The 26,502-nt window shown below is 63.0% G+C and carries 22 protein-coding genes; 11 read left to right on the top strand and 11 right to left on the bottom strand.

What is annotated here, in order from left to right; translation table 11 throughout:
* Nucleotides 1-61: 61 nt before the first annotated feature.
* Genes JSS27_17695 through JSS27_17705 form a run of 3 tightly spaced genes read right to left on the bottom strand, consistent with a single transcriptional unit; the run spans nt 62 to nt 4,027 of the window.
* On the bottom strand, nt 62-1,924 hold the full coding sequence (locus JSS27_17695) for a patatin-like phospholipase family protein (protein MBS0210778.1): 1,863 nt from the start codon (nt 1,922-1,924) through the stop codon (nt 62-64).
* A 46-nt stretch (nt 1,925-1,970) separates the two neighbouring features.
* On the bottom strand, nt 1,971-3,248 hold the full coding sequence (locus tag JSS27_17700) for a polysaccharide pyruvyl transferase family protein (protein ID MBS0210779.1): 1,278 nt from the start codon (nt 3,246-3,248) through the stop codon (nt 1,971-1,973).
* A gap of 53 nt (nt 3,249-3,301) precedes the next feature.
* A complete protein-coding gene (locus JSS27_17705) occupies nt 3,302-4,027 on the bottom strand; it encodes a polysaccharide lyase family 7 protein (GenBank protein ID MBS0210780.1) in 726 nt (241 codons plus the stop codon).
* Nucleotides 4,028-4,184: 157 nt separating this feature from the next.
* Here JSS27_17705 and JSS27_17710 point away from each other — a divergent pair, with 157 nt between their 5' ends.
* From JSS27_17710 to JSS27_17720, 3 genes are all read left to right on the top strand, one after another.
* Nucleotides 4,185-4,577: a hypothetical protein gene (locus JSS27_17710; GenBank protein ID MBS0210781.1), complete on the top strand. Its 393-nt coding sequence runs from the start codon at nt 4,185-4,187 to the stop codon at nt 4,575-4,577.
* Between the two features lie 34 nt (nt 4,578-4,611).
* On the top strand, nt 4,612-5,247 hold the full coding sequence (locus tag JSS27_17715) for a GNAT family N-acetyltransferase (GenBank protein ID MBS0210782.1): 636 nt from the start codon (nt 4,612-4,614) through the stop codon (nt 5,245-5,247).
* Nucleotides 5,248-5,807: 560 nt separating this feature from the next.
* Nucleotides 5,808-7,088, top strand: coding sequence for an acetylxylan esterase (locus JSS27_17720; protein ID MBS0210783.1), 1,281 nt, complete (start codon nt 5,808-5,810; stop codon nt 7,086-7,088).
* A gap of 143 nt (nt 7,089-7,231) precedes the next feature.
* Here the strand turns inward: JSS27_17720 and JSS27_17725 are convergent, their stop codons facing one another.
* The gene (locus JSS27_17725; GenBank protein ID MBS0210784.1) at nt 7,232-8,446 is read right to left on the bottom strand and encodes a hypothetical protein; all 1,215 of its coding nucleotides are present in this window, start codon (nt 8,444-8,446) and stop codon (nt 7,232-7,234) included.
* 208 nt (nt 8,447-8,654) lie between these two features.
* The gene (locus tag JSS27_17730; GenBank protein ID MBS0210785.1) at nt 8,655-9,209 is read right to left on the bottom strand and encodes a hypothetical protein; all 555 of its coding nucleotides are present in this window, start codon (nt 9,207-9,209) and stop codon (nt 8,655-8,657) included.
* Nucleotides 9,210-9,494: 285 nt separating this feature from the next.
* On the opposite strand from JSS27_17730, the gene JSS27_17735 reads away from it, so the two are divergent.
* From JSS27_17735 to JSS27_17745, 3 genes are all read left to right on the top strand, one after another.
* The gene (locus JSS27_17735; GenBank protein MBS0210786.1) at nt 9,495-9,920 is read left to right on the top strand and encodes a hypothetical protein; all 426 of its coding nucleotides are present in this window, start codon (nt 9,495-9,497) and stop codon (nt 9,918-9,920) included.
* Between the two features lie 294 nt (nt 9,921-10,214).
* Complete coding sequence (locus JSS27_17740) at nt 10,215-11,219, top strand: ketoacyl-ACP synthase III (GenBank protein MBS0210787.1); 1,005 nt, start codon at nt 10,215-10,217, stop codon at nt 11,217-11,219.
* Nucleotides 11,220-11,463: 244 nt separating this feature from the next.
* Nucleotides 11,464-12,219, top strand: a complete 756-nt coding sequence (locus tag JSS27_17745) for a class I SAM-dependent methyltransferase (GenBank protein ID MBS0210788.1) — start codon at nt 11,464-11,466, stop codon at nt 12,217-12,219.
* Between the two features lie 11 nt (nt 12,220-12,230).
* On the opposite strand, the gene JSS27_17750 is transcribed toward JSS27_17745, so the two are convergent.
* Nucleotides 12,231-13,544, bottom strand: coding sequence for a metallophosphoesterase (locus JSS27_17750; protein MBS0210789.1), 1,314 nt, complete (start codon nt 13,542-13,544; stop codon nt 12,231-12,233).
* Nucleotides 13,545-13,602: 58 nt separating this feature from the next.
* Nucleotides 13,603-15,192: a GAF domain-containing protein gene (locus JSS27_17755; protein ID MBS0210790.1), complete on the bottom strand. Its 1,590-nt coding sequence runs from the start codon at nt 15,190-15,192 to the stop codon at nt 13,603-13,605.
* A gap of 650 nt (nt 15,193-15,842) precedes the next feature.
* Here JSS27_17755 and JSS27_17760 point away from each other — a divergent pair.
* The 3 genes from JSS27_17760 (at nt 15,843) to JSS27_17770 (ending at nt 18,441) form a co-directional block, all read left to right on the top strand.
* Nucleotides 15,843-16,073, top strand: a complete 231-nt coding sequence (locus tag JSS27_17760) for a hypothetical protein (GenBank protein MBS0210791.1) — start codon at nt 15,843-15,845, stop codon at nt 16,071-16,073.
* A gap of 266 nt (nt 16,074-16,339) precedes the next feature.
* Nucleotides 16,340-16,777, top strand: a complete 438-nt coding sequence (locus JSS27_17765; protein ID MBS0210792.1) for a DUF393 domain-containing protein — start codon at nt 16,340-16,342, stop codon at nt 16,775-16,777.
* A 242-nt stretch (nt 16,778-17,019) separates the two neighbouring features.
* A complete protein-coding gene (locus tag JSS27_17770; GenBank protein ID MBS0210793.1) occupies nt 17,020-18,441 on the top strand; it encodes a class II fumarate hydratase in 1,422 nt (473 codons plus the stop codon).
* 324 nt (nt 18,442-18,765) lie between these two features.
* On the opposite strand, the gene JSS27_17775 is transcribed toward JSS27_17770, so the two are convergent.
* Together JSS27_17775 and JSS27_17780 are read right to left on the bottom strand one after the other, a co-directional pair.
* Complete coding sequence (locus tag JSS27_17775) at nt 18,766-19,956, bottom strand: acetyl-CoA C-acyltransferase (GenBank protein ID MBS0210794.1); 1,191 nt, start codon at nt 19,954-19,956, stop codon at nt 18,766-18,768.
* Between the two features lie 339 nt (nt 19,957-20,295).
* Entirely contained in the window at nt 20,296-20,469 is a 174-nt protein-coding gene (locus JSS27_17780) for a hypothetical protein (GenBank protein ID MBS0210795.1), read from the bottom strand.
* Nucleotides 20,470-20,847: 378 nt separating this feature from the next.
* Here JSS27_17780 and JSS27_17785 point away from each other — a divergent pair, with 378 nt between their 5' ends.
* On the top strand, nt 20,848-21,183 hold the full coding sequence (locus JSS27_17785) for a hypothetical protein (protein MBS0210796.1): 336 nt from the start codon (nt 20,848-20,850) through the stop codon (nt 21,181-21,183).
* Between the two features lie 203 nt (nt 21,184-21,386).
* Here JSS27_17785 and JSS27_17790 read toward each other — a convergent pair whose 3' ends face one another.
* Both JSS27_17790 and JSS27_17795 read right to left on the bottom strand, forming a co-directional pair.
* A complete protein-coding gene (locus JSS27_17790) occupies nt 21,387-23,729 on the bottom strand; it encodes a hypothetical protein (GenBank protein MBS0210797.1) in 2,343 nt (780 codons plus the stop codon).
* Nucleotides 23,730-24,208: 479 nt separating this feature from the next.
* Nucleotides 24,209-25,108: a sugar phosphate isomerase/epimerase gene (locus JSS27_17795; GenBank protein MBS0210798.1), complete on the bottom strand. Its 900-nt coding sequence runs from the start codon at nt 25,106-25,108 to the stop codon at nt 24,209-24,211.
* A gap of 331 nt (nt 25,109-25,439) precedes the next feature.
* Between JSS27_17795 and JSS27_17800 the strand changes: the two genes are divergently transcribed.
* Nucleotides 25,440-26,483, top strand: a complete 1,044-nt coding sequence (locus JSS27_17800; GenBank protein ID MBS0210799.1) for an NAD(P)-dependent oxidoreductase — start codon at nt 25,440-25,442, stop codon at nt 26,481-26,483.
* Nucleotides 26,484-26,502: the final 19 nt, after the last annotated feature.

Consider the following 26,502-nt stretch of genomic DNA (forward strand, 5'->3'; position numbering starts at 1 on the left):
ATGACGCCCTGGATAGGCACGCGATAACGAATCTAAAAACGCCTTTGACTGGCTGCGGCGGTCAACTTCGTCGTCGCGGTTGGGTCAGCAAGCGCTGTTCCAGATCGACCAGCCGTTGCTTCAACTCGGCCACGATCTCGCGCGCGGCCGCCTGGCCCACGGCGGCGATCTCGGCGGTGCGGTGAAACTCGGCCAGGCCGAAGCCAGAGGTGTCGGGCTTGATCCAGAAATCGACGGCGCGATTGCGCATTTTGCCGAGATTGTGCGCCTGGGACTCGAAGATGCGGAACAGCGTGTCGAGCGCGCTGGCGTCGCGCATCTTGCTGGTCGGCATGTTGGGACGATTGCCGGCAAATTCGGTTCGCACGCGACTCGACACATCGACCCCGATGACAAAGTCCGCGCCGTGCTCGGCCAGCACGTCGGCCGGCAAATTGTTCAGTACGCCGCCGTCGACCAGCGCCATGCCGTCGCGCAAGATCGGCTTGGAGACGATCGGCAGATTGATGCTTTCCAAAATCGAGTGGACCGCGTCGCCGCGCTGACGAACGACCGTCTGGACTTGCACCAGGTCGACCGTGACCGCGTTGAACGGAATGGGCAACTGTTCGAGTTGCCAGTCGTGCAAATACTTCCTCAGCTTGGCATCCCAGGTGCGGCGACGATATTGCGAGACGAGATACCAATTGGGCCACTTCGGCAGCAAGTGAAAGAACCGCGAGGCCTTCAAGTCGCGCTCAAAGTTCGCAATGGCGTCGGCCGGAGGCATGCCCGAGGCGTACAGAATGCCGGCCATCGCCCCGGCGCTAGTGCCCGACATCATATCGCATGAAATGCCCGCCTCTTCCAGCGCCTGCAACACGCCAAAGTGGGCCATCCCTTTCGCGCCGCCGCCGGCCAGCGCGATACCGATCGAGTAGCCGCGCAGCGCGCGGACTAGCCGGTCGAGTCCTTGGCGCTCGAGCCGATTCAACTCGCCGCCGCTGGTTTCAACGCGGACCTTGATGTCGGGCGTCTTCAGCTCCAGCTTGGTCCACAATGGCGCGACGGGCGTCGCAGCGTCGAGCAGCCACACGACTCGCACTCGGTCGAGCAAGCCAGCGGATTGTGACGCCCCGGCATGGAAGTCATGGCTCGACGTGGTCGCGTCGGCCGCTTCGAAGAACCAGAGGATTTCATCGCTCCCCTGCAATTGCCGCAGGTCGGCCGCGCGACTGGCGCCGGGCGTCCAAAGGACGATCTGTCGATCAATCTCCGCCGCAGGGGGCTGTAGCAGCGGGGTATCGCTCTCGGCCAGCGCTTCGACCGGAAAGCTCTCGGGCCAGCCGCCAGAAGCTTTCACGGCGGCCACGTCGCAGGCCATGACCCGCAGTCGCTCGCCCGCCGCGACCAGTCTCGCGACCAAGCGCCCCGCCAGACGGTAGCCACGCGGCGAGGTGACCACGATTCCCAGTCGCGGCGAACGCAGATTGCGCGAGGCCACGCCGGTCACGGCCTTGAATCGCTCGCTGAGCGTCAGGAACAGGTTTTGCATCAGCCGGGGATAGGTCTTCACCCAGTCGTGCAACAGCGCCGCCGGCGCGACAAGCAGCGTGCCATGAGTGCGGGCGGTAAACCGAGCCGGCCGTGTGGTGGAGTGTTCCAGAATGGCGATCTCGCCGACGGTTTCCCCTTGCAGCACGGTGCCCAGCAGGGTTTCACGCCCCCGCGCGTCAGTGACGAAGGCGTCGAGTTCCCCTTCGGCCACGACCCAGAACTCGGTGACTTCATCACCGGCCAAGCTGAGCGTCTCGCCGGCCTGAAACGGGCGCACTTCGACCTGGCTGGCGAGGGAGCGAAGCTGCTCGTCGTCCAAGCCAGCGCACAGACGCACCCCTTTGAGCCAAAGAATGACACGTTCCATATCCACCGGTGAAGATGTCATCTTGCGCCCTCAGACTTTCCAGATTTTTGCCGCGTTCCAACGCTTCCTACGTCAACCCAACCGCCTGACGAACCATGGCCATCGTCTCGCGCTGACGGCGTTCGACGAACTCGCGCGCCTGGGCCGCCTTGGCCTTGGCGGCCGCCTTGTCCTGGGCCATGGCCAGCGCCGCCGGCGCCACGCGCGGCAAGTCGGCGTCGTCGTCCAGCGTGAACAGCCACTCTCCCAGGCCAATGTCCCGCCACATGAAGCCCTTGTTGGTTTGCTCCTGCCAGCGGCAGACAATGGCCGGCACGCCGTGGCCGATGCACATGATCGGGCTGTGCATCTCGTTGCCAAACAAGCCCGCCGAACGGACGTAGGTGCTCACCGCTTCGTCGGTGTTCCAATAGTTTTCACGCCACACCACGCGCCGCTTCACGTCGGCGGGAAGCTTGTCGTAGATCAGCTCGCGCCCGACGGCCATCTGAGTGCGATCCTCGGGGCAGAGCAGAATCTTCATCGCGGTGTTGCGGACGATCGCTTCGACCGCTTCACGCAGCGGCTTGTGATCGTGCTCTTTCATTTCCTCGTTGCGGGCATTCTTCGCCTCGTCGAATGGACGCCCCTGCTTGATCAGCCAATAAGGCGTGTATCGCAACCGCGGTATGCAGCACAGGAACTTTCCTTGCTCCAAGCCGTTGGCCTTCAAGAAAGCTTCGGCCTTGGCGTCGTCATGCAGGTCGCAGGCAAAGGCGGCGTCGGGGCCGTACTCCATGACCGGTGATTTGCAGCCCAGCGACCTGGCGTTGCCCAGCGAGACCGAATCGCGAAAGAAAACGAACTGCGCGCCGCTTAACAAGTCAACCGTGTGCTGCGCGTCGGTCGTCATCGAAATACCATACACGCCGTACGGCTTGCCGGTTTTCTCCTTCCAACTAGCCACGTCCTTCTCGGCCACGAAACCCGAGCCCGAGCCGTGCAGCAGGAAATCGCAGGTCTGCATGGCGGCAGCGCGGTCCTGGGGAGCGATGATTGTCAGCTTGGGAAACCGCTTCATCAGCAGTTCAGCGACGCCAAAGTCGACGACCGACGGCCAAAGCGAGACCTGGGCCTCGGGCAGGTATTGCTCCAGCAGCTTCAAGACGCCCGGCGTGTGGGCGATGTCGCCGATGTTGACGGTCTGCCACGCCGAGCGGACCAGAATGTGGGGCGGCTTTCCGGCGGCGGCCCGAGCACGCGTCGCCGGCAGTATCGAGCCCGCTATGGCCACGGCCGACGCGGCTTGGCAAAACCTGCGACGCGAGACGCGGCTCGTTCCTGGTCCAACATTTGGCGGTTTCATTTCAAAACGCTCCGGTCTTGAGTGTAAGAACAATTGAGCCCGCTCGCGCGGTTTTACTTTCCCGATGTCGGCGTGTGGACCAGCGCGAGCTTGCGAATCACCACTTCGCCATAGGCGCTCGGCGAGTCACCTTTCTGCACGTTCGATTGCGTATAGCAGCCCGCCTTGAAGTAGCAGCCGTGGCGCGGCTGTTCCCAATCTAGCTTGGGCGTGCCGTTGTACCAGACTTTGACATGGCCGTCGCTGGCTTCGATCTTCAGGTCGAAGAATGTTCCCAGCGCGTAGTTCGAGTCAAGTCCGACGTCACCGGTCAGGTTGCGCTCGACGAACAGCTTGTGTCCTTCCAGCCGGACCATCATCAGATCGTCCTTGGCGTCGTGAATCTGGGCGCAGACGACGTGCGGCTTGTAATCGGGCAAGTGAGTGACCGCCAGCGTGGCCGTCATGACGTGCGACACGCCGTCGTCGGTAGCCCAAACCGCTTCGGATTCTTTCTTGGCGTTGCCATACACCTCGCGCAGCTCGCAGCGCGGAAACTTCGATCCCTTAGTCGTCACTCCGCCGCACGGTGCGCGAAACACGACGCCTTTGCTCTTCGCGTCAACAAAGAAAGTCGTCGGGTCGACGAACGCAGTCAGTTCAGGATGGCGAATCTCCTGAGCGACGCTCGAACCGGGGCCGGCCACGGGAACGGTCAGCTTCCAATGAGTCAGGTCGAGTATCTTCGCCGGCACATCGGCGGCCACAGCCCAATCGGTCGTACCAAGTCCAATGGCCATTACAACGAAGCGCAAGACTTGCCGTTTCATCTGCTTCATCCGAATGGCACCAGGTATAGAATGGAGTCCAAATCGATCGGTCCAGTTTAACAACTCGCCGCAACAACATCGACTGAGCCATTTTTGAGCATCATTCTCTACGCATTACAATCGTGGGATGAGTGAGAATCCCTATCAACCGCCAGCCGTTGATGGCCTGCCTGGGCTGAACAGCAATGACGCCTGTCAGGGGCAAACGGCCGTGCCGCGGACAGCTTTGCGCTGTGGGATGATCGCCATCGTGGGGAGCGTAGCGCAATTTGCCGTCTGGTGCGTGACTGATTTTATCTTCGTTCGGTTCGCTCCTGAGCGGATGAACGATTCCGACTGGTTGCTGTTCATACCACCCATCATATTGGCCATAGTCGCGTGTCAGCTGCTTCGCCACTTGGATTGGGGCCTCCGATTTGTCCTGTCGGTCGGCACCACGTTCATGGCGTATTTTGGCACGCTGCTGTTGATTTTATTTCTGGGCATCTCTTTTCATCTCGCCATTGGTGGGCGGTTGTAGCGGGTACGAGAATCAATCGAGGCAGGCGAGTGCCGTGAGTTACTCCATTGATCCTCTCCACAGCGAGTCACAACCAGTCACCTTGACTGTGGACGAGGTCGCCCAGGCCGGCAAGCTGCTGACCACAGCCTTCTGGCACGATCCCTGGTTCGCGACGCTGGTGGATGAAAAGCGTCGCGAAAAAGTCCTGGGAACATTGTTCCGCGCGCTGGTCCGCTATGCGCTCGACTTTGGCCGGGTCGAGGCCATGCCCGATCAGTCCGGCGTCGCGTGCTGGCTCTCGCCCGAGCAGCCGCACTTCGGGACGCTGGGCCTGGTGCGACGAGGCATCTGGCCGTTACCGTTTCAGCTCGGCCGCCGCGATTTTGAGCGGTTCATGCGCTACTCGAACCACGTCGTGGCGTTGCACCACCGCTGGCAGCCCGGGCCGCATTGGTATCTGGCGCTGTTGGCGGTGGCGCCGGGCCAGCAGGGGCGCGGCATCGGCAGCCGCCTGCTCGAATCGACGCTCCGGCTTGCTGATGAGCGTGGCCAGCCGTGCTACCTCGAAACCCAAAACCCGCGGAACGTGCCGCTTTACCAGCGACATGGCTTCACGGTGTTGGAAGAGTCCCAGACGCCCGAGGCCGGGATTCATGTCTGGGCGATGCGCCGCGAAGCCCGCCGCTAATGCGCGCGATGGATCATGGCGTCCCTCCGCGCAGCCACGGGGAAACTCCCGCCCACTCCTCCCTCTAATCGTCACAACCGGCGCCGTTGCCCCTGGGGACATTCGCTCGGTATCCCCAGCCTGCTTGACGGTATTCAGGCTGGAATCAGTGTGGAATCAAGGCCGCTTCACGATGGCTGAATGCAACTCGATGGCCGACCGCGCCGCCACGGCGAAGCGCTCGATCGCGCAATTGGCGAATCACCGATCACCGCTTGCTGGCAATCCTAGGTTTCTTGTTACGCCGTTTCGCCGATTTGGCGAAATGCGTCCTTGGAGAAGTCGTGGCGCAACCAGGCGAAGCAAGCCTTGTCCGACGCGATCCAAAGCCTGAGCCCATAGTTCGCGCGGCGATTCGCGTGCCGGCTTTTGTTGGCGTTCCCTGCGCGGCACGACTAGAATGCCGCATTCCTACACTCCCGCCAATTTCCCCTGTCCCATGTACTTTCAACATGAACACCTCCTTGCGCTATCTTTGCCTTTCAGGATTGACTTGCAGCCTGATTGTGAGCGTTGCCGCCATGTGTGAAGCCCAGCCTGCTGGAGCCAATTACGACGAAGCCCAGGTGCCGGCTTACACGCTGCCCGAGCTGTTGAAGTGCGAGGACGGCACACCGGTCACGACGGCCGACGCCTGGACCACTCGTCGACGCGGCGAAATCCTCGAACAGTTTCGCTCACAAGTCTTCGGTCGCAGCCCGGGCCGCCCCGCCGGCATGAAATGGCAAGTCACTTCGAACGACTCGGACGCGCTCGACGGCAAGGCCACGCGCCGCGAGGTGACGATCGATCTGCTCGGCGACGACACGGGCCCCCAGATGCACGTAATGATCTACCTGCCTAAGCAGCCGGCACGCGCGCCAGTGATCCTAGGCTATAACTTCATGGGCAATCACACGATCCACAAGGATCCAGGCATCACCCTGTCGCAAGCCTGGATGCCGGCCAAGGCCCCCGGCGTGGTCGACAACCGGGCTACCGAAGCCTCGCGCGGGTCGCGCATCAGCCGCTGGCCGGTCGAGAAAATCGTCGCCGACGGCTTCGCGCTGGCGACGGTGTATTACGGCGACGTCGAACCTGATCACGCGACCGGCTGGCGCGATGGCATTCGGGCCAGGTTGCTTCCGTCGGGCAAATTGCGCGCGCCACAGGCCAGCGATGCCGACACCAAGTCGACGACCGGCGCGCCGGCCGACGCCGCGCCGGACGATTGGGGAGCGATTGGCGCTTGGGCCTGGGGGCTGAGCCGCGTGCTCGACTACCTGGAGACGGACGCCAACGTCGACGCCGGGCGTGTGATCGTGTTTGGCCATTCGCGCCTCGGCAAGACGGCGCTGTGGGCCGGCGCCGAGGACACGCGCTTCGCCGCCGTGATCTCGAACAACTCGGGCGAAGGAGGCGCGTCCCTGGCGCGACGTTGCTATGGCGAGCGAACCGCGAACCTGAACAAGAGCTTTCCCCATTGGTTCTGTGGCAACTACAAGCAGTATTCCGACCACGAGGAGCGACTGCCGGTCGATGCCCACATGTTGATCGCCCTGTCGGCGCCGCGGCCGGTGTACGTGGCCAGCGCCGTCGAAGACCGCTGGGCCGATCCACGCGGCGAGTTCCTGGCGGCGCTGGCGGCCGAGCCGGTCTATCGGTTGTTCAAGCTGCCCGGCCTGGGCGTCACCGAGTGGCCGTCGGTCGATACGCCCGTCGGGCAGCAAGTGCGGTATCACGTCCGCACCGGCAAGCACGACGTGCTGGAATACGACTGGGAACAGTATCTGGCCTTTGGGCACAGCACGCTCGGTCGTTGAAACACCCGTTGCGAGCAATTCTTGTAGGGTGCACTTTGTGCATCTTAGTTGCGCGCTGCAAGCCAATGAACAGCGCGCGAACTGTATTGGCTTGGAATGCGAAGATAAGGTGCATGTAATGCACCCTACAAATTGCGCACTTTCTATTTGTACACCGAGACGCCGGGGGCGGCGGTTCCAGTAGCGCGTTGCTCGGCGGCGCCATTGCCGTACAGTCGCTCGACGATGGTCCGGAAGATAAACGGCGCCCAGATGGCGCGCGTGTAAAGCCCGTGCCCGGCCGCGTGCGCGAGCACGAGCCACGATTGCACGCCAAAGTCGACCAGCAGCGTCGGCCCGGTGTCGTGGACGCGCGGGCCGGTTTTCCAGCGCTCCCACTGCCCCTGTGGCTCGACGGTCCCTTGCAGCACGTCGGCCAGCCGATGGTCGGCGTGCCAGGCGCGGCGCAGCAGCGGAATCGGCGCGAAGTTCGTGCCGGCGATGCCGACCTGGGCGATGACGTCCCCCTGCGAGCCGCGCAGCCATTCAGTCACCGTGAGCGGAAACGCGGCACAGTAGCGATTCTTGGCCCCCTCGCGCGGGCGATGCGACATCAGGTGCAGCAATCGCCCGCAACCGGCCAAGTCCCAGCCATAGCGCACCGGAGCGCCCAACGAAACAACATCCAGCGTGCGAGCCAGTTCCGGTCCATGCCCAGCCAACAGCCACTCGCGCACCTGAGCCCAATGGGGAAAATGATCGTGACCGCCCGAGGCCGGCCGCCAGTAGCGCTCGGCCGCCTGAAAGAACGAGTCAACCTTATCGGTGCTGGCGGCCAGCAACTGAGTGACCAAGGCCAGCAGGTTGCCTCCGTGGCTGTGTCCCAACAACAATCGTCGCGCGCCGTATACGGTCGGCTGTCGCGCCAGGTAATCGATCAGCCGAACCGCGCCGTCGGCCCGGCCCAGATGGTGGTTCTCGCTGTTCCAAATGAATCGTTCGACGGCAACCGATCGTGACGTTTCGGCCGAGAGCCAAGCTTGCAGCTCGGGGGCCGAGCGCGGCGGATAATTGCCGCGATCCCCCAGCACCAGATCGATCACCGATTTGATCACCCACTCCAGCCCGTCGGCGGCGCGGGGACTCGCGCGGCGCAAGGCCGCGGCCAAGCCCGCGCCGTCGTTGCCGCCAAACGTCCCGTGAATCAGCATCACGCGGTCAACGTCGGCAGCGACCAACTGGCGACCGACCTGGGCCAGTTGCTGGCGGAACTCGGCGCTGTCGAGCGGCGGGCAAGGTTCGGCGCGGAGAAACTCGGCCCGGCTCGTGTCCGGCTGGCGGGTGTATCGTTGATGGCGAAAGCGGGGCTGCTCGGACATCTTGGTCGCTACGTACGTGGCTCGGCCGTGGCCGTCGTGGCTGGGGAGCGCATTTCGCGCGGTTGCTGTGCTGCAAGTACGCAGAAGTCTCGCCGATTGATTGCCGCTGTGTCAAAAGGGTGGTAGCAGGCGCGCGGACCGATGGCTTTGCGGCTAAGCGGCGACAATCTGAGTTGCGCCGTAAATCGTTGTTCTAGCCGAGCATGCGCTACGCGGCCCGGCGGTGGGGCGTACGGACGGCGCGGCGCTCGATTTCCTGGCGTGCCAGCGGCTCCCAGACGGGCTCGTCACCGGTGCGCGATTCGACGAACACCTGGGCCTCGGGCGACAGGACGCGCGGCACGTAGAACCAGGTTTTCTCCAGCGCGGCCGCGTTCTGGTCGGCGCCGATCAGCACCAAATCGTGCGGCCCCAGGCTATTGGCCGCTGCCGAGAGGGCCGAGAACGGATCGCCGGGCAGCAGCCTGACCCGCGCGCCCGTGGCGGTGAAATGCCGATGGGCCAACTTGAGCGACATGCCAGCGCCATGCTCGGGCTTGCGCATCTCGAACAGGTCGATGCCCGAGTAGGCGATTTGCGCCTCGGGCGAGCGCGACTGGGCCAACTCGATCAACCGCTTGGCGCGCTGACCATTGCCCAACCCCAGTTCCAGAATCCGCGCGACGCCGGCTTCCCAAATGGCGCGGAGCAACACTCGCTCGTGCGCCGGTTTGGCAAACCCTAACTGATACCAATAACCAAGCTTAGCGCGCCAAGCCGCCATGATCGTCACTTGCCCGGAGAGCGTGCGAAGGTTCTCTCCAACAAGTTTCGGCCGTCGGCGCGTCGCCGGTGTAATCGAAATGATCGAACCGATCGGACCTCGCGCGCGGCGCCAAGCGGGGCAAAAATTGACGCCGCACGCTCCCCGGCGAAGGTCGGCACGCTAGCGTCAAGGTTTTCGCAATCGGCAAATTCCGCCGATTTGCTAAAGCCCTTTCACCAGCGCGACGATAACGACGAATGACAGCAGTTTGAATCACGCGCCGGTTCACTTGGGTCGAGCACGATGCACTTCGTTGGCCATCAACGTACAACTTCGCGACCTGCCTGGCGGCAACGCCGGTTGATCGTGCTGTTTGCGTGCGCTAGTTTGATGCTGGCGCTGTCGAGCTTGTTTCCCCAAGTCGCCTGCGCGCAGCGACAGATCAAGACCGTCGACCCGCCGCCGACGCCGAACTGGCTGGGCCTGCCCGGTCGGCCGACCCCTCGACAAGCGGCGCCGGGCAAGGGGGACGATCTGCCGCAACAAACAAGCTGGCCCCAACCCGCCGGCGCGCCGATTGCCAGCTCGGTTTACGCTTCGCCGCGGCCGCTGCCGGGCATGAGCCTGCAGCCGAATCAGAGCCCGCTGTTCAGCAATCTGGGCTCGGGCAACGACGCCAACGGCAAGCCCAAGCCGCGAGCCACGCGACGCCGGCCGGTCGGCTTCTAAGGTCGCACGATCTGCGGCAGCGAAGCCCCGATGTAGGTCATGGCCCGCTTGGACCATTAAATCGTGGCCAGGGGTCGGATTTCCTTGCCCGCTCGCGACTTGGGGCGGATTGACCGTGCCGCGCGGGCCTGATACTCTCGCTGGTTCACCGTCTTGGTGACCCAGTTGGTCCCTGTGCGCGCCGGAACCGGAACCCGGCGGCACGTCGGCCGCAGGCCCTGCGCCGCCGTGGCGATCGGCCGTTGCGGCCCGTCTCTTGCCACCCGCCGTGCCTGGTTCGTCGAGGAGTGCTTCGTGAATTACGCGCGGGTCGGGCCGATCTCCATTCACTTGCCCGTCAAGGTCGAGAACAACAATCAACTGCGCGCCGAGCACCCCGATTGGAACATGGATCTGATCGAGGTAAAGACGGGCATCCTCGAACGTCACATCGCGGCCCCCGACGAGACTGCGGCCGACCTGGGCGTGGCGGCGGCCGAGAAGCTGTTCGCCGAGCACCAGATCGATCGCTCGTCGATCGACTTTCTGCTGCTATGCACCCAGACGCCCGACTATCCGCTGCCGACGACGGCCTGTTTGATGCAAAACCGACTGGGGCTCAAGACTTCGACCGGAGCGCTGGACTTCAACCTGGGCTGCTCAGGCTTCGTCTATGGATTGGGGCTGGCCGATGGTTTGATCCGCGGCGGCGGCGCGAAGCGCGTGCTGCTGGTCACGGCCGAGACCTACTCAAAGTACATTCGCTCGGACGATCGCTCGTTGCGGACCATCTTTGGCGACGGCGCCGCGGCGACGCTGATCGAGGCGGGAACCGAGCCGACGTTGGCCGGCTTTGCCTATGGCACCGACGGGTCGGGCGCCGACATGCTGCTGGTCAACTCGGGGGGCGCGCGGCCGTCAGCCCAAGCGCTCAAGCCGCGCAAGCGCCCGCGCTGGACCAGCCCACTGTTCATGGACGGGCCGGCGCTGGTCGACTTTACGTTGCAACGGATTCCGGGGCTGATCGATAACATCCTGAGCGCGACGAACCTGCAGCGCGAGCAGGTCGATTTGTTCCTGCTGCACCAGGCGACGTATCATCTGTTGAATCAGTTGGCCGAGAGCCTAAAGCTGGATGAAGCCAAGATGCCGCGAGTGCTGGCTCAGTACGGCAACACGGTGTCATCGACGTTGCCGATCATGATTCACGATTTGCGCGCCGCCGGACGAATCAAGCCGGGCCTGCGCTCGATGCTGATCGGCTACGGTGTGGGCCTGTCGTGGGCGGGCTGTATGTGGACCGAAAGCTGGTCGCGGTAGCTGGCGATGTTTCGCCGTTTTTCTTGTGCGTCGCGCTCAAACGGCGCAATTCCACCTCATATTTTGCCCAGGCGCGCCGCCTTGCCAGCAGACTGGGTAAGAGACGCTGGCATTTGAGCTTAGGCAGTGGTAACCTTCGTTACCCGACCGTGGCGCCGGCCGGAAAATCGTCGAACCGTTCGCCCTCGGGCGTAGTATTAGGTAGTGACGGAATCGCTTGCGCCATCGCAACCCAGAATGAATGATGTTTGAACAGACCCTCCCCAAAGCGCGTCGCCCCCGCGATGAAGAACACCCGAAGCGGGGACGCAAGATGCTCGATCTGGTCGAAAACGATCTGATTCGCCGGGTCAGTTACGAGGAATACCAGGAAAAGGTCCGCGATGTGTACGGCGGCCCCAAGGGGGCGCTGCTGGCCACGGCCAGTGTCGTGTCGCTGCACATTCCGCTGGGCGAGCGCATCTTCCGCCGCCGCAAGTTCAATCTCCGCGGCATGCGCCAGTTGCTCGACGTGGGCAGCGGCGCTGGTCAGTTGGCCGGCCACGCGCTGCGCTACGGCGATCCCGAACTGCAAGTGACGTGTACCGACCTGGAACCGCGGATGTTGCGCCGCGCGCGCCAGCGCCTGCAACGTCAAAAGCTGCCGGTCGAACGGACCCGGTTCCTGGCGGCCGATCTCGCCAGTCTGCCCTTCGCCGATCAATCGTTCGATGGCGTCACCTGCGGCTATGTGATCGAACACCTGCCCGATCCACGGCCGGGCCTGGCCGAGATGGCCCGCGTGTTGCGACCGGGCGGGCGGATGCTGCTGTTGGCCACGGAAGACAGCTTTGCCGGCGCTTGGACCAGCCGGGTCTGGTGCTGCCGGACCTACAATCGCCGCGAACTGCGGGCGGTCTGCCGCGACGTCGGCCTAAGCTGGACGCAAGAAATCTGGTTCACGCCCATGCACAAGGTACTACGCGCCGGCGGCATTTGCGTGGAAATCACGCGGCAATAGCTCGCGCCTTTTCAGGTCGAACTCTGGCCCGCGCCGACGGCTTGTTTGGTATCGATCTCGATCGTGCGCATCGAAGGTTGTTGCGGCGCGCGAAGTTGCAACCGCGTGATCTCCGGGGGACAGCGCCAGCGCAGCGGCCACTCGGACGAAATACCCCGGTTCACGTGCATAACCGTCGGCGATTCCCAGAACGTGCCCGACGCATAGCGGACGCCGTACAAGCTGGGGCAAACCGTGGCCTCGATCAGCGGGAAACGAATCTGCCCACCGTGGGTGTGGCCTGCCAGCATCAAGTCGATGCCGCGCTCGCGAGCCCAGCAAATCTGATCGGGCGAGTGTGACAACAGCAGCTTGAACGGCTCGGCCCGGCCGGCGTCACGCGCGGCCGCGATTTCAGGGCAGCGTTCCACGCTGCCCGCGGGTCCGAACCAGGGCAATTCGTTGCCAATCAGGACGATTTGCTCGCCGCGAATATCAATGACCTGGCAACGCCCTCCCAGGTTTTGCAACCCCGCCGCGGCCAATCGGCGACGTAACTCGGCCACGTCGACCCGTTCGTCGTGATTCCCCAGGATGTAGTAAACGCCGTGCGGCGCGCTTAGCTTGCCGAACGTGGCGTTGATCCAGTCGAGGCACGGCGTCTTGTCGACCAGATCGCCGGTCAGGGCAATCAGGTCCGGGCACATCTCGGCCACCGCGTCGGCGACCAGCTCGAAATACTTGCGCGTCACGCGGCCGGTCATGTGAAAATCGGTAATGTGCGCGATCACCAGTCCGTCGAGTGCCGGCGGCAAACGGGGCACTTCAACTTCCAGCTCGGCCAGCTCGATGCGGTAAGCCTCGTTCAACGGCACCGCGCAGAGGATCCGGCCGATTGCCTTCTGCCCGCTGGTGTCGGTCAATTGTGGGCGGAGGTCGAGCTCCTGCGAATTGCGCTGGCGAATGACCGGCAGGGGCCGCCGGCGGAAGCGCCGCAGCAGGAACCAGGGCAACGGCCCAACCGCGGTCACCAGGCAGACCAGCACATAAAACGCCAAGCCCCACGGCAACGCGGCGTTCGTTTCACCCGCAGTCGCGACCCGCTGATACCAGAAACCAATCAGCAGCGGCAGCCCGATCAGATGGGCCCGCATCAGCCAGTCGAGCTTCTTCAGCGCGCGGTGCGGAATGGCCCGGGCGTGCAGCGAATTCTTCAGCGCCAAGTAGAGAGCCCAATGCCCCAACAAGGCCAGCGCCACCAGTCCGAGCGCCGGCCAGGAAATGTCGAGCGCGATGGCCGCGATCATCATGCCCCACAGTCGAAAGCCGTCCCAAGCAATCAGCATTGGTGGTCCCGACACGCAAGCGGCTTACAGGGTTTGGTGATGGACGAGGTCGTGAAGTCTACCCCACGGGCGGCGCTTGAGACACGGTTTGCTCGACGGCCACCAGCAGCCGATCGAGCATAAACGGCTTCGACAGCAGTTCGGGCCGATAGCCCGCCCGGCGGGTGTTCACCACCACGTGGTCCGGATCGTAGCCGAAGCCCACCATGTAGATGATCGGCACGTGTTCCAGCTTCTCGTTCAGCGCGCAGAGCAGCTTGTAGCCGTTCATGTCGGGCAGATGGATGTCGGTGATGATGACATCGTAGCTGGCCCCCGGCCCGAGGTTGTCGACCATGCAGATGGCTTCGCCGCCGTCGTGGGCCGTCTCGACGATACAGCCGTACCGTTCAAGCAAGTTGTGCGATTGAATGCGGACATTGGCGTCGGCGTCGGCCACCAGGATGCGCAAGCCGCGCAGTTCGGCGCGATCGACGGCGCCGGTCGCCTGGGGCAGGGCCTCGGTCGGCGTCATCTTCTGGCCGACCTTTTGGATCACCTGCTTGATGTCGCGAGCGTTGCGCAGCACGCGCTGCATCCGCTCGGTCACTTCGGGCTCGTGGCCGATATAGCGTTCCATGATCTTGACGGCGTCGTTCAAGATTTCGTCGATGGGCAAGGCCACGGCGCTGTGAATCGCCTCGACGCTTTTCACGGCCGAGTTGACCTTTTCGACGACCAGCAGTTCCAAGGTGTTGATCGCCACCGCCACGTCGCGGCTGAAAATCTCGAGGAACTGCTTGTCTTCTTCGCTGAAAGCGCGGGGCACCGGGCTTTCGACGTTGAAGGTGCCAATCACTTCGTCGTGCAGCACCAACGGCACGGTCAGCGAGCTTTTCGCTCCGGCGCACCCTTCGAGGTACAACGGGTCGTGAGTCGTGTCTTCACAGATGTAGCTCTTGCCCGTGGCGGCCACGAACCCGGTCACGCCGTTCCCTTGCGAGCGGGGATACAGCACGCGGTTGGCGGCCTCGGGCAGAATACCTTCGTAGACCAGCGGCTCGAGCCGGCCGGTTCGTTCGTCGAGCAGGCGAATCTCGACCACGTCGAAGTTCAGCAGATCCTGCGTGTAGCGGAGGATGTCCGACTTGAGCAGTTCCTTGCGGTCTTCAACCGTCATGCTTTGCAGCTCTTCCGCCGTCAAGTTGGCCAGTTCGATGCCGGCCGCGTGAATGTTGGCCAGCTTTTGCTGCTGCAAGACTTCGGTCGTGACGTCACGGATGGTGACGACCAGGTTCCGCGGCGGGCCTTCGGTCTCGAAGACCGGCGCGGCATGAATGCGGTAGTAGCGATTGTCGGTCGAGCGCAGTGTCGAGCCGCTTGGCGCGCCGGTGGCCAACGCGGTGTGAAACGGACAGAAGTCGGGGCCCAGAATCTCGGGGCTGCCCAGCACGGCGTAAAAGTTGGCGCCGAGCACCGACTCGCGACCGAACCATTCCTTGAGCCGGCCATTGCCCCACAGGATGGTGTTGTCGCTGTCGAGCAACACCACGCCGTCGGGCATGCCCTGCAGAATCCGGTCGTTCTGCAGCAAGCCCCCGACCGTCATCGCTTCCTTGGCGTAGCCGCCCGCGACGAACACCCCGGCAAAGTCCTCCTTGGCCAGCATGGCCAAGGCCCGAATCGAGTCGGGAACGCGAACTACCTCAAAATCCTCCGCAAAGTGCGCAATGGCACTACAACCGACATCGTCGGATTCGGAGACTAAGAGTAAGCGAGGTTTATGAAACGCCAAGCGAACCTCTCCGGACAAGGAGCTCCGCCGTCGCAATTATTATAGGAAACCGGCAAACCATGAACAACCGGACCTGCGAATCGACGACTCCTAATGGAAACATCGGCCAGGGGACGCCGTGAAACTTTACTTTAGTTGCCATGCTCGCCTCGTCGGCACTCCCTAAACGACCGGCACTTGCGCCAATCGGCCTACGATCGGCACGCACGAGGCCGCGTGTTCGGCACACGACGTATGACCCGCGCCGAACTACCATTCCTCCGAGGGGCGTGCGTCGATTCGGCCCCTTTCGACACAGGCTTCTGCATCATTCCCCAGCCGCGAAAACAACCCGGGGCCAACAACGCAACCGTGCCGCCCAGCCGTTGTTTTCGTGACAGCCCGAAAGCTGTCTTGGCAGGTCAAGCCCGTCGCGGCGGGCCGCCGATGAACCGACGATAGCGCGAAGTCGTTGACGTCCCGGGGCCGCCTCTCGGGGCAGATTCGCGCTCGACTGGCACCAAGGAGAGGTCAGGAGCAACATGATGTGGCGCGCATTCTTCATTGCCGTGGGCATTTCGGCTTTGTTGATGGGGCTGGAAGCGATGGCCATCGACAAGGCCATTCTGCACTCCAAGGCGGCCAACGGCGGGCTGTTGCCGGCGATCCGGGCCAAGGAGATCATCCCGCCCGATTGGGCCCCCTGGAGCCTGCTGTCGATCGGGGCAATTACGGTCCTGTACAGCTTTACCATTCCTGGCCGTAAGGCCCATTGATGGTGGACACTTCGGGCGGCTGGTCGCCTCGGGCCGGGTTAATCCGCCCCCCGCTTCGCAGTTAGCTTCTTAGAGCAGTTCTCAGAAGCATGTATCGCTTACTTACCCAAGCCGGCGGCTCTGCCGCCGATCTCGGTGGCAAAGCCACCGGCTTGGTAGACACGCTCGCTACAGTGATTCGAGAACCGCTCTAGAGCGTCGCCGGCTGTCGCCGCGCGGGCTGTCGCGTATGATGGCTCTGGATGCTCGTCACCGCGAGATCAGTTATGGCCACCGCTACTGCGCCAACGAAAACATTGCCTTCGCCCGCTGAACGGCCCGACAGCGACATCGTCATCTATGACGGCCACTGCCGCATCTGCACCGGGCAGATTCAGCGCCTGGCGAGGTTCGATCGCGGGCAGCGACTGTCTTATCTGTCGTTGCACGACCCGGTGGTCGCCCAGCGCTGGCCCGACTTGAAATACGACGATTTGATGAAAAACATGCTGGTCATCGATCGGCAGGGGAACCGGTATTGGGGCGCTTCGGCGGTGCGGTTCTTTTCGCGCCACTTGCCGACTCTGTGGTGGGCCGCGCCGGTGTTGCACATCCCGGGCAGCCTGCCGGTGTGGCAATGGCTGTACCAGCAAGTGGCCAAGCGGCGCTATCGTTTCGGCCGAATCGAATCGTGCGACGACGGCAGTTGCCAGTTGCACCGGTAAATCATGTGGCATTTGCCGCCGCGCCCCCGAGGGTTTAACCACCCGCTCGGTCGCGGTATGATGACGGCCATCTGACGTCGCCGGCCGCTTCGGCCCCCAGCGGCGCACTTCGTTCAACCGCTTGGCTGCCGCGCCTTTTGCCCCCGTCACAAACCCGGGCGCGGCAGCCGAGCTTTGACACGCCGCGGCGCGGCACGCCCCGGGCAGTCGCCAGCGCCCCAGCCAACGAGCAAGGAATCGCCATGACTCACTTCCGCATTGAACACGACTCGATGGGCGACGTGCAGGTGCCCGCCCAGGCCTATTACGGCGCGCAGACCCAGCGGGCCGTCGAGAACTTTCCCATCTCGGGCTGGCCGCTGCCGCCAGCCCTGATCCATGCCTTGGGCCTGGTCAAGTACGCCGCCGCCGTGGCCAATCGAGACTTGGGCAAGCTGACCGGCACCGGCAAGAACCCGCTCAAGAAAGAACAGGTCGACGCCCTGTTGGCGGCCTGCCGCGAAGTGGCGGCCGGCAAGTTCGACGAGCAGTTCCCGATCGACGTGTTTCAGACCGGTTCGGGCACGTCGAGCAACATGAACGCCAACGAAGTGATCTCGAATCGGGCCATCGAGATTTGCGGCGGCGATCGGTTCCAGCAGTCCAAGCCGATCCACCCCAACGACCACGTCAACATGGGGCAAAGCACGAACGACATGTTCCCCACGGCCATTCACGTGGCCGTCGGCATCGAGATCAAAACCAAGTTGGTCCCGGCGCTGCAGCGCCTGGAACAAGTGCTCAAGGAGAAGGCGGCCGCGTGGGACAAGGTCATCAAGATCGGCCGGACCCATTTGGCCGACGCCACCCCGATTCGACTGGGACAGGAAATCGGCGGCCTGGCGTATCAACTTTCGCAATCGGTCGATCGCGCCGGGCGCGCGCTCGACAGCATCGTGGAACTTCCCGCCGGTGGCACCGCGGTCGGCACCGGCATCAACACTCATCCCGAGTTCGGCGGCCGCGTGGCCCGCGCGCTGGAACAAGAAACCGGCGCCGGCTTTATTGAGGCGAAGAACCATTTTGAGGCCAACGCCCAGCGCGACGGGCTGGTCGAATGCCACGGCCAGTTGAAAACCATCGCCACCACCCTGTTCAACGTCGCGAACAACATCCGCTGGCTCGGCAGCGGCCCGCGGTGCGGCTTCTATGAAGTGATGCTCCCCGATCGGCAGCCGGGCAGCTCGATCATGCCGGGCAAGGTTAACCCCGTGATGTGCGAAAGCATGATGCAAGTCACCGCTCGCGTGATGGGCAACGATCAGGCGATTGCCGTGGCCGGCGCGGCCGGTGGACAGTTCCAGTTGAACATCATGATGCCGATGATGGGGCAGACGGTACTGGAAAGCATCCACCTGCTGGCCCAATCGACCAATGCGTTCGTCGACTTCTGCGCCCTCGAAATGGAAGCCAACGTCGAACGCTGCGCGGCCAGCGTCGAGAACAGTCTGGCCATGGTCACCAGCTTGAACCCTTACGTCGGCTACGAAAAGGCAGCCGCCCTGGCCAAGGAAGCGTTCAAGAGCGGCAAAACGATCCGCCAACTCTGCACCGAGCAAAACGTCGTCCCACCCGCCGACCTAAAGAAGGCGCTCGACCCCATGAGCATGACCGAGCCGCATTGAGGAAGTGCGGAGTGATGAGTGCTGAATGATGAATGAGAATCATTCGATGCGACGGTAGGTAGCAACTCACGGGGTGCCACTGCTGGCTTGTCCAGCAGTGCCGGCTTTTGCCCTTGGCTTGCGCGTTGCCTGACAGTGGAGTGTCAACTTCACTCGGCCTGGGTAGCACCGGTTGCTCGCCAACCGGTGTCGCGAAGCGACAAGAGGCGTCTGAAAAAGTCGCGTCGTCTTGCAACGATTCTTTCGATACCTCTCGCGGCTGCGCCGCACCGGTTGACTAGCAACCGGTGCTACCTCAATGTTGGCGCGAAAGCGATCGTCAGCTCACTCCAACTCGACGATCATCGCCACACCGCCGCCACCGCCCAGGCACAGCGCCGCCAGGCCGCGACGCAGGCCGCGCGCCTTGAGCGCATGCAGCAAGGTGACCAGCACACGAGCGCCGCTCGCCCCGATCGGATGCCCCAAGGCAATCGCCCCGCCGTTCACGTTCAGCTTCGCGGGATCGATCTTCAACGGCCGTTGACAGGCCAATAGCTGCGCGGCGAACGCCTCGTTGATCTCGAACAGGTCGATCTGGTCAACCGACAGCTTCGCCTTGGCCAGGGCTTGTTCCATGGCCGGGACCGGCGCGGTGAACAGTTGTCGCGGCGGCAAGGCCGCGCTGGCCGTGGCCACGATTCGCGCTCGCAGCGGTGCATTGCACTTGCCAGCCAACGCCTCGTCGACCACCACGACGGCGGCCGCCCCGTCGCTGATTTGCGAGGCGTTGCCGGCCGTGACCGTCGGCGTCACTCCCTCGTACGGCGGAAACGCCGGGCGCAAGGCCGCCAACGAGGCCAGCGCCGCATCGGCGCGCGGCCCTTCGTCGGCGCTCACGACGGTCGGCCCGCGCCGGCCGGGAATCGTGACCGAGACAATCTCGTCTTTGAACGCGCCGGCTTCGGCCGCCGCGACGGCGCGACGGTGGCTATCGAGCGACCACTGGTCTTGTTCTTCGCGCGAAACGTGGCAGCGTGCCGCTGTGTCGTCGGCGATCGTCCCCATGCCGACGTTTTCGGTCGCGCACCAGAGCCCTTCGTTGAGCATGCTGTCGATTGTGGTCTGGTTGCCGAACTTCCAGCCTTCGCGGGCACCCATCAACAAGAACGGCGCGCGGCTCATGCTCTCCATGCCACCGGCCACGACGGTGCGAGCGTCGCCGGCGCGAATCGCCTGGTCGGCCAGCATCACCGCTTTCAGCCCCGAGCCGCAGACCTTGTTGACCGTCAGGGCCGGCACGCTAGGGGGCAGTTTCGCCGCCAAGGCCGCTTGCCGCGCGGGGGCCTGTCCCACGCCCGCCTGCAAGACATTCCCCAAGACCACTTCATCGATCTGCTCACACGACAGACCTGAGCGGCGTACCGCCTCGGCCACCGCCACGCCGCCAAGCTGCGGCGCGGTCAGCGACGACAAGCCGCCGAGCAGTTTCCCGATGGGTGTCCGGCAGGCGGCAATGATGTACGACGACGGCATGGCGGTGCTTCCTCGAAGTGGGCGATCAGTCCCCGAGGTATTGTACGCGTCGTGGGAAGTTGCGAGCAGTTGGTTGGCGGCGATTAGCGGCTAGCCAATAGCAATTAGCCGGAAGCGGCCCACGAATCGCTCGCCAATAACCTCACGCACCGGGTAGCACTGATTGCTCGCCCATCGGTGTTGCGCAGCAACCAGAGGCCACGTACGCATCGACGAGGACGAAGGCACGTGACCTAGGGCGGGCACTTTTGATGCCCCTTGCGGGCTGCGCCCGCCCAGTTTGGCCAGCAAACTGGGCTACCCTGACATTACGCGTGATCTCGCTTTTGCGGCCGACGACTAAGCCGCGCGTTCCAACTGGCTGAGCATCTGAATCGCCAGCCGCGCGTTTTCCAACCCACCGATCCGTTCCAAGAAAATCTCCACCGCCAACCGCTTGTCGTCTCCCACTTCGTCCAGCGCGGCTCGGATTTCGTCGGCGCTCAAATCCTGGATGCGGATGATTTCGTCCATGGTCGAGGGGGTTCCTAACTTGGCGAACGATGATGGATAGCGCGTTACGTGTTCAACCATCGGCATGCGCGCCGGCCGCGATGAGTAACTTGTGTAATCTGAGCGACCGGCAGCATTGCTGGCACGCGGGCAATCGTTACCGCCGGTATATCCTGCCCCGAATCACGCCAGCGATGATTAATTCAAGCTCGCAAACACTAGACGAATCGTGCCGGCCAATCAGACTGCAACCAGGAGTCATTAGCGCCGACCGAGAGTGCGCGCGACGGACTTCGAGGGCGGCTTGACCGCCAGCGTACTCTGCGCGCATGGGGAAGGGTGGCTCGGTTTCCTTTTGTTTCGTTTCGTTCCTCTTCTCCGAGTGGAAGGTGGAAGATCGTGTTACAAGAACCCCGCCAACCGTCAGCATCTAGCCGCGGTGAACGTCGCGCCGATCGGCGCCTGTCCTACCCGCAACCCAGTTGCCTGCGCACGCTCAGCGCCGATCCCGCGGCGCCGACCCAGGCCACCTGGGTCCGCTGTCACGATCTGGGCCCGCGCGGCATTTCGTTCTGGGCCAGCGAGGCGCCAGCGGGCGAGCATGTGCTGCTACAGATCGAAGCTAGCGAGACCGAGCAACTGGTCGCCGAAGTCCGCCACGCCACCCCGGTCACCTGCTCGCGCGAGCCGATGTTCCTGATCGGCTGCCAGGTCATCGGCACCCAGGCGATCTAAAGGCGGAATGACGCTAACGGTTCAACCGTCAGGAGTAACGCGGCGAGGCCGAGCAATTCTGGTGGGGGCGTTGCGGAGTGGGGGTGTGGGGGCGTGAGGAAAAAGCCCTTGATATATACCCATCACCAACTCTCTCAACTTGTACTCAAGCGTTGGCTGCTTTCACTCCCCCACCCTCTACTCCCCCACACCCCCACCTCTGCTCACTTCGGCCAGCGCAGGTGCTTGCGCAAGAACTCGAACGTCCCCACGCAATGCATCGTGTGCGGGCCGTCGAAGTATTCGATCTCGGTTTGATCTTCGATCTTCAGGTCGGCGTACAGTAGCCGGACCTTGGCGTATTCATAGGCCACCCACTCGTCCGGCGCTACGCCGTCGCGGTGGCCACGCTCGACCATGAACGGCCGCGGCGCGATCAGGCCCGCCATCTCGGCATAGTTGAACGTATTGCCGAGGTTCCACTCGAACATCTCGTACTCGTGCGTGCCGAGATAGCTCCCCCGGTAGTCGAGCGAAGTGTTCTTCCAAATCCACTCGTTGAAGTCCCCCGAGCAGATCGACAAGCAATAACCTTCGACCAACGGCGGCACGCGCATGGCCGTCTTGCCGCCATAGCTCAGGCCATAAAACGCCACGCGCGCCGGATCAACGAACGACAGGCTTTGCAGCCAGGTGACCGTCTGGCGATGTTGCGGAATGATGAACGACCACATCGTCAGCCCGAGCGGATTGGCCTTGCGATTGATGCTGCGGAAGCGGTCCTGGAAAATGTATGGGTTCTGGGGGGCGTAGGTGACGAAGCCCTCTTCAGCCAGCCGACCGGCCGCGCGATGATAGAACCGGTCATCGGTGCCGGGCTGACATAGCAGATCAGGCCGCCCTTCGAGCCCGTGTTGACACACCACGACCGGCCGCCGCTCGCCGGCGGGAATGTTCTTGGGCACGCACAAGATTCCCTGCGCGACGACGCCGTTGACCACATCGAGCACGACTTCGTACCCGGTGTACTTCGGGTCGTCATAAATCTGTCGCGTCCGGGCGTTCACGGGCAGCAACTTATCGGGCAATTGGCCGATGATGTCCCGTTCGAACTCGGCGCGGAGTTGTTTGGTCGTCTCGGACCACTTCTTGGTGTCCCCCGAGGCCCGATCGGCCTTGCTCCAATACTCGGCCCGCCGCTTGGGGCTGCTGCGCATAAGCCGATCGGTGTATTCGAGCATCTCGGTGAATTGGCGCTTTTGGCGTCCTTCGCTAAACGCGGTAGTGGCATCAAACTTCTTGATTGGCAAAGAACCCGACGATGACTCAGGAAACGCGCTAGCAAAGGCCGCGATAAACTCCGGGGACTTGGCCTGTCCCGCGTCTGGTTGACTGCCGACAACGAACTTCGCGGGAATCCTACCGGGCCGATTGCCTACCAAGCTTAAGCCACGGTTGAACTCGGCCAACACCGCAGCGTACTTCGGGGTTTCTAGCTTGCCCGGTGCCGCACCCTTTCGCGCGCCCGTGGGAGCAGGCGGCCCCTTCACGTCGGGCCAGGGGCTCCACTCAACGATGAACGCCCGAGGCCACACCAGGCTCATCAGTTCGGCATCTCCAAACTCAGCCAAGATGCGCCAGACGTTCCGGTAGATTGGCTGTTCCCACAGATTCTCCTGCGGCGCAAAGGCCCCAGATACGCCCACCACCTCGATGCGTGGGTCAATGGCTCCCGACAAGAGGGCGATGCGCCCTCCTTCGCCGTAGCCAAACACGCCAATCGGGGCGCGAGAACTACCGCCAGCGCGTGCCTGGCCGTAGAGCATATCGACGAGGGCCAAGACCTTTTGCACCTCGTAACCCAAGACATGCCGCCCCATTTCGTAGGCTTGTCGATAAACGAATTCACGATGCGGTTGATTGGTGGGCCGGGTGCCATCTCCCGCCACCGAGAATTCTTCGCTGCGATCAATCAATGACGGAATAATGACGCTAATGTCGTGGCTGGTTAGGGCTGAGATCAAGGATCTACCTTCGCCTTCGAGGCTCAAATCTCCGGCAACAAACTTCTCAGGAGAGTCGCCCGCGTCCGGTATGAGAATGGCCGTTCCTATCGTCCTCGCGGGATAGATCAACAGCCCCTCCCCGTACATTCCTTCCAACACTGGCCAGCGAACGACGTATTTCGTGCCTTCGTTGGGCAAACGGGCCGAACTCAACATCATGAAGCCGCGATCGAACGAACTCACCTTCGTACTTACGCGCTCGTCGACTACGCCGAGAATTTTCTTCAACTGCTCGCGGTTCGCCATCACGCTCTGGTCGTAATCGGTCGGCGACGAGAAATCGCGTTTGTAATACAACTCGCGTTTGGCGACGCTCTCTTTCGTGGCGCGGTCCAGGTAGCGGTGCATGCCGTCGAGCATGTACGCCGCCAGGTCTCCCTCGATCGTCAACGGCTCGGTCCCCGCCAGCGGCGGCCCGGCCAGCGCGGCGCTGGTCAGCAACAGAGCCGAAAGAAAAAACAAACTAGCGCGCGATAGAAGGCGAGTGATGGCAGGGAACATGACGACTCCCGTGAATGAGTGCGGCGTCGAGCGAATTGAGTCAGGCGGGAAAGCTCAGGCAGGCGGCGCTATTATGACCGTCCGTGCGGCAAAGTGAACACACTCGGCGGAAGATTCTCGGCCCAAATACCCAGACGCGGCCGCAAATGACGAATGTCAAAATCCGAATGGCGAAGGGAAATAGCCACGACGGCACGAAGCCAGAAGAATACGAAGAAGTTTGAACCGCAAAGACGCAAAGGACGCGAAGAAATGCAAAGAGACGTTTTGAAACGCAGGGGCGCTCGGTCGCGCAGAGCAAAGCACACTAAATCCCCCCTTGGCGTTCCTTGCTCTCTCTGTGGCTAGGGCATCCGCATTTCCTTTCTAATCTTCGCGTCCTTTGCGTCTTTGCGGTTCATATTTCCGACGCGGAGCGGCAGCGCGCGGGCCTATGGCCCTGCGGCTAAGCGGCTCACGAATTCGTTCCCCCCTAATCCCTAGCCCCTCTTCGCCACGTCGATCAGCCTTTGAATTGCTGCCAGACTTTCGCTGGCCGTTCGGTCCAGGTTCGCTTCGCTGCCGCCGCCGCGCACCGGCGAGCACATTTCGTACGCCACCACGCCGTCGAAGCCACCCTCGCCGAGCCCGGTAAAGAACCCTTCCAAGTCCTGGAAGCCTTGCCCGACCGGCACGGCACGAACCGCGTCGTCCAACCGACGATAGTTCACCAAGCCCGGCATGTACGTAAAGCGCGGCAAGCGAACGTAATCGGCCAGCGTGGTTTGGATCATCCGCGGCGCTAGCCGCCGGGCGCAGCTGCGCAGATCGTCCCCGTGTAGCGCCGGCGACCAGGGATCGAACATCGCGCGACAGTTTGGATGATCCACCTCGTCCAGGAACTCGACAAAGCTGTCCACGCCCACGCCGACATCATGGTGATTCTGCAGGCCCAGCACCAACCCTTCATCGCCGACGATTCGTGAGCACTCGCGCACGGCCTGGATGCAAATGTCCCAGTCGCGCTGAAAAGCGTTCTGGTCAACCAGGTAGCCGGTGAAAACACGCAGGTACTTCGCGCCAAGTTCACGACCCAGTTGCGCCAGTTGCCGCACATAGGCCAATTGCACTTCGACGGCCGGCGTCTCGGTATCGCGGGCCAGCGTAAAGTTGGTGTAAGCGGCTACGGTCGCGATCTGGACATTGGCCTGGTTGGCCGCGCGGCGCAGCTCTTCAAGCGACGCCCGCTCGGTGTCAAGCACCGACAAGTGGGGGCGTTTGCCCATGATCTCGACGGCCGCGTAGCCGAGCGCGCCGGCCTTGGCGATGAATTGCGGCAGGGTAAGCCGATGCTGGCCCCAAAAGCCGGCATAGCTGACGGAAAATAGTGCGGGGGTCATAAGCGGCGATTAGCAATGAGCGGTTAGCGATTAGACAACACGGTCAGTTGTCAGTGGTCCGTGGTCAGTTGTAGGGGAGAGGGCCGAGGGGCTAGAGGCTAGGGGAAGACAATTGTTTTAGCGATTAGCTGCTACTTCAAAGGAGTGCGTGCCTGAACGTGGTTACTCATCATTCATCACTCCGCATTCATCACTTCCACTCCGTGTCTTCCTCCGTGACCTCTGTGTCTCCGTGGTAAATCCCTCCGTGGTTAGTCAGTAATTTGCCGAGCCAAAAAGTCTCTGCTACAACCGACCGCTGACATCGTAGCCCAGGATCGGGTGGCAAGATATGCGCGTCGCCGAAATTCGCACCGAGGCCCAACTCGACGAGCTGTTGAGCGAGCCGACGCCCGAGGTGATCGACACGCTGGCCCGCTGGCCGGGGGATCTGATGTTCCTGGGCGCGGCCGGCAAAATGGGCCCTACGTTGGCGCGAATGGCCCTGCGCGCCAGCGTCGCCAGCGGCACACGGCGGCGGATTTACGCCGTGGCCCGGTTCTCGTCCGGCGGCGAGCGCGAGTTCGCCGACTGTATCGTCGATGGCCAGGGAATCGAGCCGATCCGCTGCGATCTTGCCGACGACGACGCGGTGGCCCGCCTGCCCGACGCGCCGCTGGTCGTGTTCATGGCCGGCCGCAAGTTCGGCTCGACTGGCGACGAGCCGACCACCTGGGCCATGAACGCCTATGTGCCCGGCGCGGTCTGTCGCCGCTTTCGGCGGAGCCGGATCGTCGCCTTTTCGACCGGCAACGTATACGGCCTTTCCCCGGTCGCGGTGGGCGGCTCGCGCGAAACGGACCAGCCGCAGCCCGTCGGCGAATACGCGATGAGCGCGCTGGGGCGCGAGCGGGTGTTCGAGTATTTCAGCCGGCGGCTCAACATTCCGCTGGTGATCTTGCGGTTGAACTATGCCTGCGAGTTGCGGTATGGCGTGCTGGTCGATCTGGCGCAAAAGATTTGGGCCGACGAGCCGATCGATCTGGCGATGGGGACGCTGAACACGATCTGGCAGGGGGACGCCAACGCGATGACCCTGCGCGCGTTCGACCAGGCCACATCGCCGGCCACGGTGCTGAACATGACCGGCACCGACACCTTGTCGGTTCGTCAACTTTGCGGACGGTTGGGGGAATTGCTCGGTCGCACGCCCAAGTTTGTCGGCGCCGAAGCCGAGAGCGCGCTATTGAGCAACGCATCGGTTGGCATCGCGAAACTAGGCGTGCCGCGCGTGCCGGTTGACGAGCTATTGACAGCCGTGGCTGGTTGGATTGCGGCCGGGGGGCGCTGCCTGGGGAAGCCGACCCATTTCGAATCGCGCGACGGGAAGTTTTAGAGCCTGTTATTGACTTAAA

The organism is Planctomycetota bacterium (assembly GCA_018242585.1).
Lineage (GTDB): Bacteria > Planctomycetota > Planctomycetia > Pirellulales > PNKZ01 > JAFEBQ01.